The following is a 19,044-nucleotide window of genomic DNA, read 5'->3' on the forward strand; positions in this document are numbered from 1 at the left end:
TTATTTTTCTTGCGTATTAAACAAACGGGTTAAATCTCCGACAATTGGAATAGCTCCGTACTTTCCGGATAAGTAATCTTTTTCAAACGAAGCATCATTACGAACTTTATACTCTGCTAATGAATAAAGTTCGGTTGCCCCATAACGGTCTTTTTGTGTGAACCAAATCTGATCCCGTCGGAATATATTAGCACTCAACAAATTAGTATCGTGAGTAGTGAAAATCAATTGAGCATTTTTCGGATTTGTTTCTTTTGAATTAAACAAGGCAATAATTCTACACGTAAGAAGTGGATGCATCTTAGAATCAAATTCATCTATAATCAGACGCTTTCCATTATCCAAAGCATCAATAATAGGATATGCTAAAGAAAAATACTTTATTGTACCTTCCGATTCATTTTTCCTGAATGGGAAAGTAACAGCTTTGACTTCATTACCTTCATCATCGTACTGCGTATGCGTACTGACAATAGTATTATCAATTTTTTCAATATTCTCAATACCTAAATCAGCATAGCGTGAAAACTCTACGATTCTCTGTTTCATTTTGATGTCATCCAGTTGGATGGTGGCGGTATTCCATATCTTCTCATCATTAGAACCAGAAATAATAGTGGTATCGTTCAACCATTTCATTATCTCCACTGCTGTCGGATCATTAAATTGTGCCGCAACAGAAAGCAATAATGCATTCGCTCTCACCATTCGTTTACCTGCAAGCTCTCTACCAACGACAAACTTGGTATGAATATCGAAGCTATCTTTTTCCCGGTAGAATAGTTCCACCTCCTTAGCTCTCTTTTTATTAGCTTTTTGATAGAGCCATTCCGAATGTACCAAAGAATTATCAGCTTCAAATCCATAACGATATTGATTATCTTCATCACAGAATATGGCTTCAAAATAACTTGGTTCACCCGCAGTAAGTGAATTTAACCGAAAACTTTCTATATTAACACGTTCCCCCGCCTGAATATCCTTTGATGAATTTATCACATACCATTTAAAGAACTCAAAAGCCTTAATGAAATTGGATTTACCGGATGCGTTGGCACCGTAAACCACCGCACTTTTCATTAATGACAATCCGGTAGTCCCTACACTAAAAATTATATCTTCAGCCGGAACCTGTACTTCTTTCAAAGCCGATGCCGCTAATGACAATGTAAATTGTTCTTTAAAAGATAGAAAGTTTCCTATTGTAAATTGAATAATCATATTTTAATTGCTTTATTCGAGATTTTATCACAAATATAGCTTTTATTTTTCAGAAAAGGACACCTGTCAGATGAATTATATTATTTTATGCCTAATAACATGTATTCCTACTTTCATTTTCAAATTTTCGGCAGTATTTACCTGTTACTACCAAAACTTTGAAAAAATATCCCGCCCTATCATCACGACAGTATGGGATACACCCACAACGTCAGGTTATCGGCTAAATCTGCTTAAATGGAAATTATAACAACCTAAATATCTTCTGTAGGCTCGTTCTCATCATCGCATAGCATGCCATCCTCTGTACGTTCATCTTCTTTACATTCCTTCGTTTTACCTTTCCCTACATTCTCTCCATCGAAATACCTCCGTATAAACTCGTGCAAGTCCTTCTCCCCATAATACGTCTTATGCAGGATCGTGTGATACTTCAACCCATTATCCCTATACCGTTGCAACGTCCGTTTGCTGATGTTCAGCAACAGGCAAACGTCCTGGTTATCGTAAAGCCGTTCCCCGTTCAGGTAATTTTGCGGCTTCTTGTTCTTCTTGTCCAGTACGCCTACAACTCTTTCCACTTGTTCAAGCAACCGTTCCATATACGCCTCGAATGTTTCTTTATCCAATGGTATCATAACCCAGCCAGTTTTAAATTCCCGATGATATAATAGCTCTGGTTCGACGGGTCTTTCCGTATGATTTCCTTCTCCCGCATGAACTTGATATAACTTTTCGCCGTGCGTTCCTTCACGTCCAGTATCGCTTGAATCTGTTCCGCCAAATCCACATAAGTGATAAAGTCCTGCCGTCCGAAAATATCCCGTGCCACTGCCACAAGCTCATCCTCTTTCCGCTTCTCCTTTTCCTCTTTCGGTTTTTCTCCCAGATACACATGCATCCCGGCATTCTTATCCCATGCAAACTGCATAATAGGCACATCCAGCGGACTGCCGTCGCGCACCTTCAGCGCCTTCACCACCGACACCGACGGATCAGTATCTTTCTCAATAGAAAGAATTGCCGCCGCCTTTCGTTGCAACTCACTGCCCAAATGCCCCCGCAATTTCAGCCCCGAAGGAATAAAATGCAGGATAGTAACGATACAAGTATTGTAAATCCCCGCCAGCCGATACAATTCCTCCACCACGGCAATACTTTCCGTTTCATCATTTGCACCCTTAATCAAGTCTGCAATCCCGTCGATCACCACCATGTGAATCCCCCTGAACTGATAATGAAACTTATCCATACTTTGGATAATCGCCTGCAAACGCTCTTTCCGGCTCATTCCCGTCAGGCAATACGCTTTCAGGTATTCCGGCATCGTTTCCCGTCCGCAACGCCTTAAAAGGGTTGTAATGTTCTTGTACGTCTGCACCTCCGACTGTTCCGTATCATAAAACAGAATCGCCTTCCGCTTGCTGTTTTCACAGACCGACACCCCCAACGTATCCATCACCTTATCCTTATTCTTATCGGATTGTCCGATGGCACCGGCTATTAATGCCGTCACATAATTACTTTTTCCGGTTCCCTCACCACCGGTAATACAGAGGATATTCCCTTGCGTGCCTAACGGCACATCATTCACCGACACAACCATTTGTGCCACGGGCGGCGGATTATTAAAATCCACCTCACAAGATTTCAGAGCAGACATAGTTTCACTGTATATTGTATCCAGATAATCCAGAAATAGTTTAATCAAATCCTCCCGGCTATTTCCCAAACGGAAAAAGTCCGAAATATCCTTTTCCACCTTCGTTCCCGCCAGTGGTAGCAACAATCGTTTCACCCCATAGTTCTTCAACGCCAGTTCTTGTTTTGCCGAACTGTCCAGCCCCGCTTTATCCACATCATAGAGTAGGACAATATGTTTGAACCGGAAAGAGAGCCTATGAATAATTCCCACAGGAATAGTCACCGTTTCCGAATTGAAGCAGATAGCATGGAACCCGTAAACCGTCAGGCTCATCACGTCCTTCTCACCACCTGTAATAAAGAGCAAATCCCCCTTAGCAGGCAACTGTTCCAACCCGAAGCAGTAATTCTCCCCAAAATCCCCGGCATATAAAAAACGCATCTCCGAGTGCGGGCGGTACACCTTCACATATTGCTTCGCCGTATATCCGAACACCGGTTCTTTATCCGTCGCCGCAATGCTGAACGGTTTCCCTTCGTTATTTTCACTGCTGAACTTCTTCAACGAAACCACCCGGAACAATTTCAGCACCTCTTGCGTGATACCGCTTTCTCCCCAAAAGGCAAGTTCCGCAGCCGTAAAGCTCTTTTGCGCCAACGTATAAGGTCTTGCTTTCTTCCTTTTCGATACATGTGTAACTTCCGCAATCACCGGAACAGGTGTAGTAGAGGAAATTCTCATTTCAGGCTTGTCAGATAAGCCCAAGTGCATATCCCGGTCAATGATAGCCAGTATTTCCACAAAGTCTTTAGCCTCTTTACAATTCAACCCGTTTAGCTTGCCGACCAAGGCAAAACAGTCCCCTGAATAATCATCATTCCCAAAATCCTTCATTTTGTACATTCCGTTTCTTCGGTCAAAATACACATTACACGAAGCCTTGCTATCTTTGTACAGCGGATTTAAGAAATTACGTCCGAGCTTAAAAGGAAATGGGATATAATACTTGAAAACCGCCAAGCCTTTATTTGTTAGTAGAAGAATATCCTCTTTATTCATTCTCATTATCATTCAAAAAATAATTCCTCCGAAAATTCTCTCTGTCCTGTGGTTTGCATTTGATGATGCGTTCATTCAGTCCACGTTCTATTTCCGAAAGTTTATAAAGGCACCGTCCTCTCAACATAGAGTAGCTTATCAGGTTTTCGTTTCTCAATCGTTGTAATGTGCGTGTACTTATATTCAGGGTATCCGCCACCTGATTACTATCCAGCCACACCTCATTTTCCTCTTTAGGCATAACTTGTGCCTTTGCCACGAAGTCGGCTATTCGCTGAATTTTCCCGATAAGGTCTTTATACACCTTGCTATCCATTGTTATTACTTCCATATTACAGTTATCGTTTTAATTTGCTGCAAAGTTCATCCAATAGTGCCGGAGCATTTGCCAACTTGTTACCAACTTGGCATAACTTTTTTTCAATATCTGAATATGGAGCATAGCGGGAGGGAGGTACAGTGCAGTCAGAATCTGGTAAGCCTATACTTATGTATATAGGCTCGCACCAAGTATTCAACATCATATCTGAATTCAATATTGTATAGTTGTGTACCCTAATAAAATTTGCTGGAAGATTTATTCTATAAAATAGTGTGAACAACAGTAGGCTATCTCCTACCATAGCCAATCTCATTTTGCAAATTTGACTTTTCAGAAAACTTCCAAAAAACTTTTCAGAAAAGCAGCACTGGCAATCCCCCCTTGTCCCCATAAATAGTAGAGTGCCAGAAACACCACCGAAAACAGTTTGGTAAACAGAATATTGGAGAACAACCCGGCGGTATGCAGGAAGTTCAACAGGCTTATCAATCACCCCTATATTGATACCCATTTCCGGAACGACTGGTAACAAAACCAGTAAATGTTAATCACCACAAATAAAATACAGATAACCCGCATAAAATCCATGACCTTTGCCAGCCCTCTTAAATCATTTTCATTCTGCATAATTGATCTGTTTAGAATTAATAAATACGTCTTTTTTTCTTCTGGGGTGTCGAAAATTGGCTGTAATCCATTTAAGCAAAACGTTAGTAAATGCGGGAGATTCGTTTAGTATGGGCAAATATTGCCTGTGTAGGAAACAGCGGGCTTACGACAGGCTACCATCCGCACTATGAAATCAGGAAAGGCAACCACTTTTTGAATCCGACAGAATGGTGCTGGTGTTTGCTCGAAGTATTAAAATCTCAATAAGCAACTTTAGGCAACTTGCGGAAAAATACTTGATAAATAATTTCATCAGGTGTTCTTTTATAGGTAATTTTGCAGAAAATTTTAATTGCAACTTTATGGATGACAAGCGTTATCTCAATTTAGAAACATTAGGCTTCTATATGCCCAATATGTTCCATTTGCACATAAGAGGATCTGTTGATTTATCGAAATGGAAAGAATGGGATAAAGAAACGCAATGTACTTTCTTCCATGAATATATCCATTTCCTGCAAGATATAATGACAAGTACTGGATTATATAATATTTATGTAAATGGAGAATACTTGTCTTATGCTACAAATCACGTCTACAAACTACCTAAAGGAGAATTTGAAAGACCAATCACACCAAAACAGGGAGTTGATAATGTAGCATATAATATAGCTATAAATAAATTTGTCAATGGACAAATAGGCTTGCCTGAACATGTTGACGTAAATAATTTTAAAATAACGGGGAAACCGATTGTTAAAGACAATATTAAAAACTATAATGGGCAACAAATCAATCTAAAAAAAATATGCATTCCTTTTTCTGACAATGGAAACTTCCGTCTTTTTAGATTAGGTGGTTATCATATTAGTGAAAGTATGGCATATTTAGCTGAACAGATTACTTATGGAAATCCTTACATGGCTAAATCGCCCAATTATCCATACTGTATTGTTAAGCAATTAGTCGATTATTATATTCCTCAATTAAGCGATAACAAACAGTTTTTATTTGCATTATGCGACTTGGCGATGAATTATTCCCATCCAGCAAAAGTGCTGGTTGATTACTTGGAAATAATTGAAAAAAAGGGAATATATACAAAATGGGAGGATATTATAGGTGATTTTATTTCAAATAGCATAAACGTTTCGGGAAATGGTAATACTTTTTCGTATATTGATGGACTCTGTGAAATAAAGAATATGGCAATTAAAAGTCTTAACAAGCGATTTGCAACTATAGACCATTATCTTTTAAGAAAGTGGATAAACATTATTATTGAAACGGCTTTCGAATGGAGAAAAAATGACCCTTTGATTTTATCAAAACTTGTTTCAGGAGGTCAATTGGAAAGTAATAATGTATTTAATGATTTTATTACTTTAATAGGAACGCCACTTTTGTCTAACAGTAAAAATGAAACGTTTTTTTACAACAGTATAGACAAGAAGCTAACTAAAAGAAAACTGGCATGTATAACAGCCGCAGGCAGTATTATGTATATCATGAAAGGATTCAATGATTGCGATTTATACGAGTACTGTAAGGCTGACAATAGATGTGTAAGTGAAACTTGCAAAACAAAACCGTGGAAAAAAGCCCGTTTTCTATGTGCCTGCCCTTTTGGACATTTGTGGTATGGCTGGAAATTAAAAGAATATTTCCCAAAAATCAATTAATGAGAGCGGCTTTTTGTTTCTTTTTTACCGCATTATCTTTGGCTCATGGAAAAAGAAACGGGTGGAAAACCCGCCCGCACCTGTATTAGTCAATCCCCATCTCGAAAAGGTCATGAAAGAAGCGCAATATCTCATCCCGCTTTAGAGTGTCCCAATACAGGGAGCGGGGTGATAGGTTTCAATACGCCCGATTTCATAGCCCATATCCTCTTTTGTGAGCCGTTGCCCTGTTCCATTTTCGTTTGGTACTCGCCAGCAAATTACCCTTTCTTTGGCTTCTTTCCAGTTATTTTAACTGCTCCAACATAAAAGGCATGGTCTGCGATGGTCTTTGCCTATGATGTGACCGGATGAGGTCTTAAAAGGGCTGTTTTTGCACCTTTCGCATTATTCGATGGCGGCATCAAGGTTAGTCTGTTGTGGATTAAGGAATCAGATAGCATTACAAAATTGATAATTTCTTCTATTTAACCTGTAACAATTCCTTAAACACCTCAAACATCCTTGGACAATCCGGTGCAATGTGCAAGCCTATACCTATATATAGGCTCGCACATTGCACTGGAAAAATATTTTTATCTATTTAATACTCAAATGGTTTGGTAGATTAAAATGAAAGTTGTAGTTTTGAACCCAGAAAGTTAAGCAGACATAACGGTGTCATAAGCAGACAAATCAACATTTTGGAAATCGTTACTAAATCGTTACGGTACGATTTTAGTAGTTTAGAAAGCGTTTGTGTTTCAAACACATACAGCCATAAAGTGAAAATCCCAGGCGGATCACTGAAAGACAAGTCAAAACAAGACTTAAAGAAGACAACTCCTACAATATCAAGGTATTGCAGGAGTTTTTTCTTTGTATATGTCCGTGACCAAAGACACCAAAAGGTCACGAAAAGACACACTTCTATGACCAATTCGTGACCAATACAAAAGCATGGAAAAATAGGTCACGGAATGTCCCAAAATGGCTAATCTCTGTCCACATTTGTCTACCCTGCAAATATCTCATTTACAATCAATAAAATTAATTTTGCAACTAAAAAAATGAGATTATGAGGACTACTTTCAAGCTCCTATTTTTCGTCAAGCGAAATGCAGCGAAAAAGAACGGTAATGCACCAATTATCGCGCGTATCACCATCGACCAAATTGTGTCGCAGTTCAACACACAAATGGAAATAAACCCTGCCAACTGGAATGTCAGTACAGGAAAGGCTTCCGGTAGAAGTGCAGAAGCCGCAAGTATTAATTCAATGTTAGACAGCATCCGCAGTACCGTACACCAACATTACCATACTCTATTGGAGCAAGACGGTTATGTGACCTCTGAACGGGTAAAAAATGCCTTTTTAGGTAAGATTGAACGGGGTAAAACATTAATTGAGTTCTTTGAGATGCACAACGAGCAATATCTTCAAAAGGTAAAAATGAACACTACCGACAAAACGTATTCACGTTACGAACTAACAAAGAAACGTCTTATCGAGTTTATGAAGTTCAAGTATTCGGTTTCGGATATGCTTATCAAAGAGATAAATGTTGTGTTCATTGATAATTTCCTGTTGTTCATCAAAAACCATCATGGATGCAGCCACAACACAGCGATGAAGTTTATACAGCGTTTCCGCACGATTATAAACTTTGCCAAGAACACAGGGTTGGTTACTGCTGATCCTTTCGGGAATTATAGGGTTAAGTTTGAGCAAACCGACAGGGATTATCTGACGATGGAAGAGATAACCACCATCTACAACAAGAAGTTTGCTTCTAAAAGGCTGGAACAGGTACGAGATTTATTTGTGTTCAGTTGCTATACGGCTCTCTCGTACATTGATGTATGCGAACTTACCCAAGAAAACATTCGCACCGCATTTGATGGCAATCTTTGGATTATGACCAAACGCCACAAAACCAATGTTGCATCTAACATCCGACTGCTTGATGTGCCTAAAGCCATTCTTGAAAAGTACAAAGACCAGTTACCAAACGGGATGATTTTGCCAATTATAAGTAACCAAAAAGTCAATGAGTACTTGAAAGAGATTGCGTCTATTTGCTCTATAAATAAGAGCCTTACATTTCATGTGGCACGTCATTCATGCGCGACTTCTGTCCTGATAGCCAATGGAGTACCGATTGAAACGGTATCTAAAATCTTAGGGCATACCAATATTAGAACCACTCAAATCTATGCACGAATTACTGATGTGAAGGTTAGCAATGATATGGAATTATTGGTGCGTAAATTAGATATGGCTAAATGAATTTCAGGTGACTGAAATTGGTTATCGTCAGATAACAGCAGCAAGGTGTGTTCAGAGCTGCTGAGATTAATTCCAGCAGCTCTGAACTCTTTTAGAAAAGCACTCCAAAGTCGTGTTTCCAATGAAAGAAAAATTACTCAAATAAACATCTTTTTCGCTCATCGGGACGGGTGGTCCCGCCCCTTGCCGCTGGGCGTTCCCCGACCGATGAGTTTTTAGCATTGTATTGAAATATTGTTTTCTTGAAATATTGTTTTCTTGAAATATTGATAGCTTGATTTATTGACAACTTGTTTTCTTGCTTTCTTGATTACAAGATGTCAAGATTGCAAGGCTGTATGAAAGTAAGACTGAAAGAAAGAAAGGTAGGTAAACATCATTCTATCATTCATGTATAGACAAAAAAATATTTTCTCTTTTCAAAAGTCCATGTAATTTATGAGGGACTTGCGAAAAGAGAAAATAATCGGTAGAACCTTAAAGGGAGATTAATTGTCGTTTTCGTCCATCTTCCGAAGGAGTTTTTCTATTAAGCTGTTGAGGAAGGCTGTTCTATCCCTTTTGCGCTCCCTGATGGTGAGATAAGTACGATAGTAATCACCTAAGTCTATTTTGAAAGACGCTTCTATATAGGTCATTATTTCCTTTATGTCGGTATTTCCATTGTTCAGTACTCCGGCAGCATATATGGCATACCCCAATTCAATGGCAGCAATCTTTGTGCCCGTCCATCGAAATGGGTTATCAGGAAGAGAAGCTCGACTAGTTTCTACTACTTCTATCCTTTCTACGTCTTGTAATCGCTGTTGCAGGTAAATTTCTAGCATATCATAAGCCAACATCTTGGCTACTCTATGATCACAGCAGGTAGAAAACAAAGGATCTTTGTCCAATAGCCCACAATTATGGCACAACTTGTAGTTCTCATGCCCTCTAAGGAAATAGTATCGGTCTAAATGTGTCGCTTTAGAACGATAATACTGGTAAAAATCAAGATTGTTGTTGCAGAAATCTGTTATTGTAGTCTGTTTTTTCTTGTAATACTCCTTAACCACTTCTTTATTACCATTAGGCTTTCTCAATTCAAGCGTATAAATATCATTGTAATATATTAATTTACTTAGAATTAATGGTTTAATGTTTTTGAAGAAATCTATTTCTTCTTCATTATTCAGAAAGCTATATTTGTGAATATACTCTCTTAACTCTTCAAACAAAGGTCTGATGAAGTTAATCATATGCAGAGCCTTATCAGAAGGTATATCATTATCAATACAGGATGCTTCTATCTCTGCATTGATTTTAGTTCTTATTTCATCTGAAAATTGCTTCATTTAAATATGTTAATTATAAATACAAGTAAGTTACTCTATTGCATCTTCAATTATTTTTTTGTTTATAGGGTGTCCATGTGATGGAAAAAGCACAGTAGCCCCCAAGTTTAAGAGTTTTCTTAAACTATGCTTAACTTGTGAATAATCTTCTGCTTCTATTGGAAATGGTATATTCCCTATAATCTTCATGTTAGACATATTCATTACTAAATCTCCAACATAAGTATTTCCATTATCAAGCAATACAGAAATAGAGTCATGAGAATGTCCAGGAGTTGTAATTATCTTCCCTTGAACACCAATATCTCTTAAAATATAATCATCAATATCAGAATTGACTATAATATCCAATTCGTTAGGATTAATGGCTGGATATTGATATTTAATAAAAGGTCTTGTTATTCTATCTATCATCCATAATAGCTTATTATATTGTTTCAAATTCTTATAATTTGTAACTCCTTTTTCTATATAAACTAACTGATCTTTATATAAAATTAGCTTAGCACCAGTAAGTTCCTTTAATTCAGACACAATTGCAGTATGGTCATGATGATGATGTGTCAATAGGATATACTGAATTTGTAGAGGCTTAACTCCTATTTGATGTAGTTTTTTGAGAAAAACATTTAGTTGTCCCTTCCACCCCGCATCAATAAGCAAGAAACCACCCTTACAGGGCTCTAAATAAAAATTCGTCGAGTTATATGTTATTTCCATATCTTATTATTCGCTATTTTAAACTCATTTGAAATCAGGTGCAAAATTAATCTTGTTTCTAATTTGCCATATTGAAAAATATGCCATACTTTTGTCCAAATACGACATTTGAACTTATGTATATAACCGTTGGAGTATTCAATACAATTCTAAAGCAATTTGAGGATATTGATTTAGACAAGGATGATATTTTTTCATCATTCAATGTACAACTTGAAGTTCTGGTGGCACCACAAACGAAAGACGAAAAGCCTTGTAAGACAAGAACTTACAAGGCTTCTTCTTTTTGGGAGCCCAAATGGGTGCCCACTCCGATATTTCGGAATAATCTACTGATATACAACCTTTTATGCTTTGTATTTACACTTGTCTTGTAATGAATCAACCCTCAACCAGCAGGCTGATTAAGCCAATAACTCAGTTGCGTATTGGGCTCCGGCAGAGCCCGCACTACCCAACAGAGAAGGCATTCAATGCCTCTTCAGTCAGTACAACAAGAAGTATCCTACCAGATTCTCATCTTCTTCATTGAGCGGTTTCTCAATAATATCCCATGATAAGGGACTAGAGACAAGTGTTTGGATTTTCCTGCACAGATTATACAGGTCTTCAAGTTCCAGATCACAGGATTCATTTCCTATTATATGGAATTGATGCCTTACAAGCAATGAGCTGGCTTCTTGCTGCTGCATCCATGTTTTGATTTCTCTGATAGAGGTTTCCGTATTGTTCAATTGTAAGTCACTGCTATCTTTTGTATTGCAGTTAATGAACCTGATTATGTAGTCTTGCTTCATACCTTTTGATAGTTGAAAGAGCTTTATAATTCTTACCACATGAGATTGAGAGGTAATACATTGAATCCGAACAATCTTCCAAACCAAAGACCATCCGGATTCTACTTACCTATGATTATTTTATATATTAAGTCATATTCTGGAAGCTGGTTGTGTCACTCAAAAACTTTAATAAAGTATTTCCCGTCTTTCCATTACGATTCTTAGCAACTATGATTTCAGCCATCCCATGTAGGTCATTCCCTTTTTCATCTTGGTATATATGGTAATATTCGGGACGATGAATAAAGCAAATCATATCCGCATCTTGTTCAATAGTTCTGGATTCTCGAAGATCACTTAATTGAGGACGTTTTCCATTAATGCCTTCACGTGATTCTACACCACGATTTAACTGAGAGAAAGCAATGATAGGAATATTCAATTCCATAGACAATGCTTTGAGTGAACGAGTAATTGCACTAACCTCTTCTTCACGATTACCAAAAGTCATACCACCGGCATTCATCAATTGGAGATAGTCAATTATTATTAGCTTTACTTGATATTCTCGCACAAGGCGAAATGCTTTAGTACGAAGTTCATAAATTGATAACGCAGGCGTGTCATCCAAAAAGACAGGAGCATTGTCTATTACTTTTTCTGCCTCATCCAATAAGATTTGTTCTTTTTTATTGTATAATTTAGACTTGAACCGTTCGATACCACTTATGTTTGATAAAAACCTATTCATAAATTGTACAGTAGACATTTCAAGGCTAAAGTAAGCAACTGGAACCCTATTAAGAATAGCGATATTTTTTATCATCGACAATCCAAATGCCGTTTTTCCCATTGCCGGACGTCCGGCAATCACAATTAGTTCCCCATTTTTCCAACCGCATGTGATGTTATCCAATTCTGTAAAACCAGATTGTATAGCATCCTCACTTACATGTTTATACTTGAATATATTTAACCTTCTCATATTCTTTTCCTTATTTAGTCTTAATGTCGCAAAGTAATCATAGTGCATATATCATTTCCTACATAGCTCACAGAAAAAGCCGCTACAATGATGCTGCAGCGGCTTCTCTAAAAATATATCTATACCTTATTTTAGGATTTTTCAATAAGGTTTGTGGGGACGCCATAACTTCAATGTCTCGCTTCTCACAACTCGCTGTCATCATTCATTTCAGACATGGCATTCATCATTTTGACTTGAATTTTAGCCATCCGTTTCACTTGTTTTGAGCTTAATGATTTTGATGTTTCAGCTTCTTTCAAGCTCTTCTCTAACTTCTTTGCTTTTTCAAGTAAGTCGGGATAATCAAATAATGCGTCCAAGCTATCATCATCATTTACCTTTTTCATCATTGTTATATACTTATCAGCGTATGCTTCGTAGTCGTCTAGCATTTTGTCCCATTTTTTATCACCTGTATCAGAGAGTGTATCATCTTCATCGTTATCTTCGCTTTCATTATTACGACTTGCTAATGAGCCCCTCTTATCTTTTTCAATCTTTTTGCTAGTGATAAAAAATGTAGCAGCATCTTCGGGTAGTATGTCCTTTAGGAAATCTTTAAATAGTATCCAATTTTCATCCCCTTCTTTAGAGACCATATCTTTTAGAAGCCCATCAGCCTCAAAACTACTTGGTATATCCGTAAAATTAGCTATAGGTTGTCCTTCCTTATTACAAACGGTTAAGAAGAGTGGTCCATGATTGCCATCATGGAATCCATAATCTGATGGCTCTCCTTTACCTATGGATTTAATTTTTATTTGTATTTGTCCTTCAAGAAACATATTGCGTTTGCATTCCATTTTATATGTACCTTCAACAACCTCAAAGACATCCGACAAATAACCTTTTACTTTTTTCTCATAAGGTTTCAACTCAACAGTCTTATCTTCCGATTTCGTCTGTTTATTACCTCCACAAGAAGCTAAAAACAAAGCTCCTACAACCATAAAAAACACTTTTACTTTCATAATTTGTTGTTTAATAAATTAATAATTTTATTAGTTATCGTATAATACTTTTTTAATTCTATCTGATAATTCTTCCAATCCCACTTCGTTTAAAACTTTCAATTTGGCTTCTTTTTCTATCAAAAGGGGATGCTTGGGATAGCCCTTTATAGTAGCCCCATATGCTTTGAAATGATAATTTCCACTGAACAAACTGATTATACCTTGTATGTTCTTATCTTCATTTCCGAATAACAGTTCAGACAAGTATGTCCGTTTTGTATCGTCAATAACCGCACCCCAAGCGCACCACACATCTGCCTGTTCAATAGTAGATAACAGTTCTTCTATGGCTGCAAGATTACGTAGATGAATCTCCATGCAATAATTATCATCTGTATCCATATTATTTGGATTAGTCGCTCTTTGCGGATAGACATTCAACATGTACCATGCTCCATATTCACCGCTTTTTTTTGTATAGGCTTGCACTCTCCTTAGTGTTGGATCAAGGAAGTTTGGCATTGCCATACTAGGATTGACGCCAATACAAATCAATACATTCCGTTTATCCGTATCGAATTGTTCCCCTAACACGTAACGCACATCTGTAAGTTCGCAATTATAGCTTCTTCGATATTTTTCTTCAACCTCATATTCATAAAACCAACCCTTTTGCATTATTTTTTTGTTCATACTCATAGTTTTTCTTGCGTCGCTTAGTATTTCTAAGCACAAAGATAAATCTTTTTTTCATCTTTACAAATTCAAAAACAATGTTTTATGAAGTCAGAGATCGATTTATTTGTGATTAATAAGATTAAAGAAAAGAGGAAAGAACTAAAAGTATCTCAGCGAGGTATGGCTGAGATATTAGATTGTTCCGCTGGTTTCATAGGACAAGTTGAAAGTGAAAACTCTGATACTAAATATAGTGTACATCAACTTTATCTCATTGCTAAAGATTTTAATTGCTCACCTGCTGATTTTTTCCCTCCGATCAACTCTAAAACTTAATAGCTTACAGGAGCGGCAAGACACAACTGGTTCAGCAAATAAACTTTAGTTTCTGACTATCCGCTTTCGTCCTCTTTTTCGCTTCAACAAAGAATTCAAATAAGCGCTAGGTCTAAAATACACAACTCTCTTTGCAGGTATCTCAATAGGCACAAAAGTGCTAGGGTTCATTCCCCTCCTTGCAGGCTTTTGTTTTACAAAGAATGTTCCGAACCCCATAAGAAGCAGTTTCCCATCTTTTTTCATCTCTTCAATGACAATACCAATTATTACGTTAAGTAGCTTTCGAGATTCTTTTTTATTCATTCCCGTTTCCTCTGCAATGGCATCTACCAATTCCTTTTTATTCATACAATAATGTTTTTAGTTAATAATTATTCTATAGTCTCTATTATACTCATTCCAAGCTTTTTCGCAATATAATATTCGATTCTTGCCCCTTTAGACATCTGCCAATTATCAATAAGATAAATCGCCTCACAATCAAATAAAAGCCTCAAATCATCTATCATGTAATCTTTCCATGATTTATTTTTTATCGGAGGATTGATACGCATTGGATTTACCGGATTATAACCTTTTTCTAGTAACATTTTTTCAGCTCTGTCAAAATAGATTTTTGCCTCTTTTTCTTTCAGTCCTGTTATCTGTCCTGAGATGTATATTTTCATTAGTTATTGCTTTATATTCAGAGAAGATTTTCAAGAATCGTTCCGTCTTTATCAGATATGACGAGGCGTCATATTGTGATTTTCAAGTATATGACTTTACTAATCCAATATGACGCCTCGTCATATGTAGCACGTTTATACCTTATTAGTTATTGGCTTAATAGACAGCGTACCTTTTCAAGAACAACATCCTTTTCCATTTCCTGATTACCCCATATTTGAGCCATTTCCTTTATCCGTTTCATTGTCCTTCCGAAAGCGGCTCTTGATCCTTTTCCATAAATTCCCAAATCTTTTATTTCTTGCTCAATAGCCTTTAGATTTCCATTATGATTACAGACAATATTCCATATGCCAAAGTCCAAAAGGGTTTCTATTTTCACTTTGTTTGAGATGGCTCTTTCCGTAAATATCTTATCAAATTGAGAAAGAACTACATTTTTCTTTACACTAAACACTGATTTTAAGCTAGTATCTTTAATTCCTAGCTCTTTCTTTATTTTGCTCATATTTTCAAGTTTAACTTCAAAGCGGGTTTTCCCAACAAAATATTCAATAATCTTATCAGCATTTTCTACCAACCCCAAGAATCCTCTATTTTTAGCTTGCACTATTTCCACTCCCTTATCGTAGATACTTATCGCTTCTTTACTATTCGATGATTTAACATTCTTGGAGAACAAAATAGCTGTTTTATAGCGTTTCCAGTCATATCGCCGAAAATTGCCTGTACAAAGATTCAGGCTATCCAATATAGCTGGCGTAAGTTCTAATTCAACATCTTTAGTAATATGTAATTTGGTAACATAGCAGTCTTCCATGATACGGTCAATATCCAATGCACAGATTCCTGTTTCGTTTATATTCTGCAAACACTGAGCAAATGTTTCAGAAGATATTAATTTAGGATAATCTTCCCATAATACTTTAGAAGAAAATTCAATGCTCATCTTTCCTGATAATAAATTGGCATGGATATACAATTCAAATGGAACAATAGTTCTATTTCTCTGAGAATTAAAGGTTACTGACCTTATAGTTCTTTCATCCGACAAATCAATATCAGTTGTAAAGGCTGATTTATCCAATGCTTTGAGATAGGTACTATGTGTCACAATCTTTATTGTATCAAATACTAAGAATTCATTCATAATAATCATAGGTTTTTACTTATATATTTGGAGAGTAAAAGGATTAGATCACACGTTACCGAAGAAGATACGAATGTTAAACTTGATAGGGAGAATGAAACGCCTCATTCTCCCTATCTTTTCAATCATACCACAAGTATTGATAGCTTTCATCCGGCAGAATCAGCTCCATTGCAACAGCCTTTAGCTTATCTCTATTTTCTGAGACAATGTACTTTGTACAATCGTCAACAATCTCAATTACTGCATCTTTATCAAATCCGCACCCCTTAGTCAATACGTGAATATATTGCAGGATAATATAAGGAGGCAATGTAATCTTTTTCCTATTGCGATCTAAGCAATAATATCTTTTAGCCTTTTCACTTCGGTTTACATGTCCACATTCACTTCTCCTTATACAAGCAACACAAGATTTAGTATGCTCGCACTCTGTTTTAATATCCAATATCTCACTTTTTGCAAGCTCATCATAGTAATCTCTTTTCATATAAATATGTTTTTTAATGAATAATCTTCTTCTAAAGTCCATTCCTTATTCGATTTAATTTCTTCTGCAGCAGTAACATCAAGAGGTACTTTTTTAATAAAAACAAACATGCCCTGTGACTTACGAACTAATTGAAACCCCAGCCCTTTTAAACGTGACGAAAATGTCTTGCGTGAACACGCATGGCAGTTTGATTCGCTACAATAATTCATGTATTCCTCAAACAAATATTTGAGCGCCATACAGTCTTTGTTTTCTGTTGATTTTTCATAGTTACTATCATCAATGAAAGACGCTACACTATCAGCGTCAACCCGATACTCGGCTAACGCTCTATCTACCAATTCACTTTTAGAGAAACAACCTTGTGCAAGCAATCGCTCTGCACCTTTGATTATCCAATTCAAGATTCCGCTCAGTTCATTTTGTATAACTCTTTCGCCAAGTGTTCTATCTTGCTTTTCTACCGGAATTTGATTGAGAAAAGGTAGAATCATCAATCTTCTAAAATACGCATTCGTATATTCTATATTCTTAGGTAGTTCATTACAAGCAAACAGTAGGCTTGCATAATCATATATAGTATACGGATCCATATATAGGCGCTTGGCAGTCATGGGTTCTTTGGATACCAGCCTTTTAAAGTTGGATATATTAAATTTAGAACCCATTTCATAGCATATATTCAATAGTTTGTTTTCCAAATCAGCAACTGTACGGCTCTCTTCTGCACACAAACTCTCAACAGAACGCTCTACAACATTATCTCGCCCTAAGGCAGCAGAGATAATATTTATTATCAAACTCTTACCTTCTCCACCATGTCCATATAAAAGCAAAGCCTTCTGATGGTTGAAACGAGGAAAGAAAATGCTGGCAATATATTCTTGTAATATCATTTGTCCGTCCAAAGGCAAAGCTTCATTCAAAACTCGCTGGAATTCAGGAGCAGTGGCATCAGGTTTATAGCTATAATTCAACTTATAAAAGAAACAATCTCTTTTATCAAAAGGACGTAGTTCTACAAAATTAACTCCAAATACAACTGTTCCATTGTCGCAATTTATTTTAACAACGTCTGTATTTTGAGTCTCCATGTCTTTCACGACCGAGCGGAATTGCTTATACAACTCTTCCCCAAACCGATGGTGTTTTGCCTTATACTCATGGATTTCCCCAAGATTAGCAACAGTTGTAAGAAGCTGAGTTATTTCTTTAGAAGTAATCTGCTCCCAATGGGTTTTCACATATATATAATGTGTACCACCTCTCCACACAAAATCAGATTCTGCTTTATCAGCCAACCACAAGACAGTATTTACCACCTCTACGATCAAACCAGCTTTACTTTTATCATTATCCAGACTTTTGAAAGAGATGTTATGTTCTTGGACAAGTCTACAGAGCTCATTCAGTACGTTTCTTTTTACTGCATCCATTGTTGTTTACTGATTAAGCGTTAGCACTACTTTTTCTAAATCTGAGAGAAGAAAGAGAGACCTACGACCTACTTTTCTACATTTTAGATGTCCTTGTTGGACTAACCGTCCTAAAGTAGAGAGGCTAATTCTTAACAGTTCGGCTGCATCATTGCGCCCCAAGTAAGCGGGAGCAACATTTCTCTTTTGAGATTGCTTGTTTTGAGCACTCAATACAGCAGTAACAGCCGCTTCTACTTCCGCTCGTACTAGAGCTTGAAGTTCTTTTGCATCGCATACAATAATATTTGCCATAAGCATTTTAATATTAAATTTTTGATGCAAAACTACAATAGTAAAAAATAGCAAGCAAACATTTATACACTCTTAAACACTAATACAACGTCTGATAATCAGACACTTAAACAGGTTGCATTAAAGTCGAAGCGCCCAGCGGGAGCTAGAGAAAACAAATCCAATGTTAATAATAATTAAATAATTTCCGTTTAACAAAAAGAAGCATTTAAAAGGTCATAATGGTTGATATTTTACTCAGCAGAGTATCCTCTTTCTTCATATGAACTTCATTATCATGCAGGAGAAAGGAATTGTTCAAGATGAACATTCTATATTATCCATATACACATCTAATTTTTCCAAAAAGGAAAAGTACATACCAA

18 protein-coding genes and 2 pseudogenes are annotated in these 19,044 nt (G+C 36.7%); 3 read left to right on the forward strand and 17 right to left on the reverse strand.

Translation table 11 applies throughout. From position 1 onward, the window contains the following. The 5 genes and pseudogenes from KO473_RS01010 to KO473_RS01030 all read right to left on the reverse strand — a co-directional run. Window positions 1-1,221 (reverse strand): ATP/GTP-binding protein, encoded by a 1,221-nt coding sequence (locus tag KO473_RS01010; protein WP_005819858.1) that lies wholly within the window; start codon window positions 1,219-1,221, stop codon window positions 1-3. 254 nt (window positions 1,222-1,475) lie between these two features. Next, on the reverse strand, window positions 1,476-1,859 hold the full coding sequence (locus KO473_RS01015) for a helix-turn-helix domain-containing protein (RefSeq protein ID WP_005819857.1): 384 nt from the start codon (window positions 1,857-1,859) through the stop codon (window positions 1,476-1,478). Further along, the gene (locus tag KO473_RS01020) at window positions 1,856-3,925 is read right to left on the reverse strand and encodes a toprim domain-containing protein (protein WP_005819856.1); all 2,070 of its coding nucleotides are present in this window, start codon (window positions 3,923-3,925) and stop codon (window positions 1,856-1,858) included. Before KO473_RS01020 ends, KO473_RS01015 begins: the two co-directional genes overlap by 4 nt. Continuing rightward, window positions 3,918-4,256, reverse strand: coding sequence for a helix-turn-helix domain-containing protein (locus KO473_RS01025; RefSeq protein WP_005819855.1), 339 nt, complete (start codon window positions 4,254-4,256; stop codon window positions 3,918-3,920). Before KO473_RS01025 ends, KO473_RS01020 begins: the two co-directional genes overlap by 8 nt. A gap of 369 nt (window positions 4,257-4,625) precedes the next feature. Then, window positions 4,626-4,874, reverse strand: a pseudogene (locus KO473_RS01030) (YWFCY domain-containing protein); the annotation flags it as partial. A gap of 344 nt (window positions 4,875-5,218) precedes the next feature. Here KO473_RS01030 and KO473_RS01035 point away from each other — a divergent pair. Further along, a complete protein-coding gene (locus KO473_RS01035) occupies window positions 5,219-6,538 on the forward strand; it encodes a hypothetical protein (protein ID WP_005819852.1) in 1,320 nt (439 codons plus the stop codon). A 1,057-nt stretch (window positions 6,539-7,595) separates the two neighbouring features. Continuing rightward, the gene (locus tag KO473_RS01040; protein ID WP_005819851.1) at window positions 7,596-8,807 is read left to right on the forward strand and encodes a site-specific integrase; all 1,212 of its coding nucleotides are present in this window, start codon (window positions 7,596-7,598) and stop codon (window positions 8,805-8,807) included. Between the two features lie 488 nt (window positions 8,808-9,295). Here the strand turns inward: KO473_RS01040 and KO473_RS01045 are convergent, their stop codons facing one another. The 6 genes and pseudogenes from KO473_RS01045 to KO473_RS01070 form a co-directional block, all read right to left on the reverse strand. Next, on the reverse strand, window positions 9,296-10,141 hold the full coding sequence (locus tag KO473_RS01045) for an RteC domain-containing protein (protein WP_005819850.1): 846 nt from the start codon (window positions 10,139-10,141) through the stop codon (window positions 9,296-9,298). A 30-nt stretch (window positions 10,142-10,171) separates the two neighbouring features. Further along, a complete protein-coding gene (locus KO473_RS01050; RefSeq protein WP_005819849.1) occupies window positions 10,172-10,861 on the reverse strand; it encodes an MBL fold metallo-hydrolase in 690 nt (229 codons plus the stop codon). Window positions 10,862-11,346: 485 nt separating this feature from the next. Continuing rightward, window positions 11,347-11,658: a hypothetical protein gene (locus KO473_RS01055; protein ID WP_005819847.1), complete on the reverse strand. Its 312-nt coding sequence runs from the start codon at window positions 11,656-11,658 to the stop codon at window positions 11,347-11,349. A 136-nt stretch (window positions 11,659-11,794) separates the two neighbouring features. After that, a pseudogene (locus KO473_RS01060) lies at window positions 11,795-12,625 on the reverse strand (DnaB-like helicase C-terminal domain-containing protein); the annotation flags it as partial. A 185-nt stretch (window positions 12,626-12,810) separates the two neighbouring features. Continuing rightward, window positions 12,811-13,638 (reverse strand): DUF6591 domain-containing protein, encoded by an 828-nt coding sequence (locus KO473_RS01065; protein ID WP_005819845.1) that lies wholly within the window; start codon window positions 13,636-13,638, stop codon window positions 12,811-12,813. 30 nt (window positions 13,639-13,668) lie between these two features. Then, entirely contained in the window at window positions 13,669-14,313 is a 645-nt protein-coding gene (locus tag KO473_RS01070; protein WP_005819844.1) for a DUF1643 domain-containing protein, read from the reverse strand. Between the two features lie 87 nt (window positions 14,314-14,400). Here KO473_RS01070 and KO473_RS01075 point away from each other — a divergent pair, with 87 nt between their 5' ends. Next, a complete protein-coding gene (locus KO473_RS01075; RefSeq protein WP_005656981.1) occupies window positions 14,401-14,634 on the forward strand; it encodes a helix-turn-helix domain-containing protein in 234 nt (77 codons plus the stop codon). 45 nt (window positions 14,635-14,679) lie between these two features. Here KO473_RS01075 and KO473_RS01080 read toward each other — a convergent pair whose 3' ends face one another. The 6 genes from KO473_RS01080 to KO473_RS01105 form a co-directional block, all read right to left on the reverse strand. Further along, window positions 14,680-14,985 (reverse strand): HU family DNA-binding protein, encoded by a 306-nt coding sequence (locus tag KO473_RS01080; RefSeq protein ID WP_005656986.1) that lies wholly within the window; start codon window positions 14,983-14,985, stop codon window positions 14,680-14,682. 23 nt (window positions 14,986-15,008) lie between these two features. Next, window positions 15,009-15,305 (reverse strand): DUF4406 domain-containing protein, encoded by a 297-nt coding sequence (locus KO473_RS01085; protein WP_005819843.1) that lies wholly within the window; start codon window positions 15,303-15,305, stop codon window positions 15,009-15,011. A 149-nt stretch (window positions 15,306-15,454) separates the two neighbouring features. Further along, the gene (locus KO473_RS01090) at window positions 15,455-16,456 is read right to left on the reverse strand and encodes a hypothetical protein (RefSeq protein ID WP_005819841.1); all 1,002 of its coding nucleotides are present in this window, start codon (window positions 16,454-16,456) and stop codon (window positions 15,455-15,457) included. Window positions 16,457-16,577: 121 nt separating this feature from the next. Then, window positions 16,578-16,946 (reverse strand): hypothetical protein, encoded by a 369-nt coding sequence (locus KO473_RS01095; protein WP_005819839.1) that lies wholly within the window; start codon window positions 16,944-16,946, stop codon window positions 16,578-16,580. Next, complete coding sequence (locus tag KO473_RS01100) at window positions 16,943-18,385, reverse strand: phage/plasmid primase, P4 family (protein WP_005819838.1); 1,443 nt, start codon at window positions 18,383-18,385, stop codon at window positions 16,943-16,945. Before KO473_RS01100 ends, KO473_RS01095 begins: the two co-directional genes overlap by 4 nt. Before the next feature lie 6 nt (window positions 18,386-18,391). Continuing rightward, window positions 18,392-18,679 (reverse strand): helix-turn-helix domain-containing protein, encoded by a 288-nt coding sequence (locus KO473_RS01105; protein ID WP_229088300.1) that lies wholly within the window; start codon window positions 18,677-18,679, stop codon window positions 18,392-18,394. Window positions 18,680-19,044: the final 365 nt, after the last annotated feature.

This window comes from Bacteroides sp. HF-4919 (genome assembly GCF_018860125.1).

Excerpts from the sequence above, each read along its gene's own strand:
- KO473_RS01095 (WP_005819839.1), bottom strand. The coding sequence starts at position 16,946 with ATGAAAAGAGATTACTATGATGAGCTTGCAAAAAGTGAGATATTGGAT.
- KO473_RS01010 (WP_005819858.1), bottom strand. The coding sequence starts at position 1,221 with ATGATTATTCAATTTACAATAGGAAACTTTCTATCTTTTAAAGAACAA.
- KO473_RS01080 (WP_005656986.1), bottom strand. The coding sequence starts at position 14,985 with ATGAATAAAAAGGAATTGGTAGATGCCATTGCAGAGGAAACGGGAATG.
- KO473_RS01020 (WP_005819856.1), bottom strand. The coding sequence starts at position 3,925 with ATGAATAAAGAGGATATTCTTCTACTAACAAATAAAGGCTTGGCGGTT.
- KO473_RS01070 (WP_005819844.1), bottom strand. The coding sequence starts at position 14,313 with ATGAACAAAAAAATAATGCAAAAGGGTTGGTTTTATGAATATGAGGTT.
- KO473_RS01050 (WP_005819849.1), bottom strand. The coding sequence starts at position 10,861 with ATGGAAATAACATATAACTCGACGAATTTTTATTTAGAGCCCTGTAAG.
- KO473_RS01045 (WP_005819850.1), bottom strand. The coding sequence starts at position 10,141 with ATGAAGCAATTTTCAGATGAAATAAGAACTAAAATCAATGCAGAGATA.
- KO473_RS01100 (WP_005819838.1), bottom strand. The coding sequence starts at position 18,385 with ATGGATGCAGTAAAAAGAAACGTACTGAATGAGCTCTGTAGACTTGTC.
- KO473_RS01105 (WP_229088300.1), bottom strand. The coding sequence starts at position 18,679 with ATGGCAAATATTATTGTATGCGATGCAAAAGAACTTCAAGCTCTAGTA.
- KO473_RS01075 (WP_005656981.1), top strand. The coding sequence starts at position 14,401 with ATGAAGTCAGAGATCGATTTATTTGTGATTAATAAGATTAAAGAAAAG.
- KO473_RS01015 (WP_005819857.1), bottom strand. The coding sequence starts at position 1,859 with ATGATACCATTGGATAAAGAAACATTCGAGGCGTATATGGAACGGTTG.
- KO473_RS01035 (WP_005819852.1), top strand. The coding sequence starts at position 5,219 with ATGGATGACAAGCGTTATCTCAATTTAGAAACATTAGGCTTCTATATG.
- KO473_RS01055 (WP_005819847.1), bottom strand. The coding sequence starts at position 11,658 with ATGAAGCAAGACTACATAATCAGGTTCATTAACTGCAATACAAAAGAT.
- KO473_RS01065 (WP_005819845.1), bottom strand. The coding sequence starts at position 13,638 with ATGAAAGTAAAAGTGTTTTTTATGGTTGTAGGAGCTTTGTTTTTAGCT.
- KO473_RS01090 (WP_005819841.1), bottom strand. The coding sequence starts at position 16,456 with ATGAATGAATTCTTAGTATTTGATACAATAAAGATTGTGACACATAGT.
- KO473_RS01025 (WP_005819855.1), bottom strand. The coding sequence starts at position 4,256 with ATGGAAGTAATAACAATGGATAGCAAGGTGTATAAAGACCTTATCGGG.
- KO473_RS01085 (WP_005819843.1), bottom strand. The coding sequence starts at position 15,305 with ATGAAAATATACATCTCAGGACAGATAACAGGACTGAAAGAAAAAGAG.
- KO473_RS01040 (WP_005819851.1), top strand. The coding sequence starts at position 7,596 with ATGAGGACTACTTTCAAGCTCCTATTTTTCGTCAAGCGAAATGCAGCG.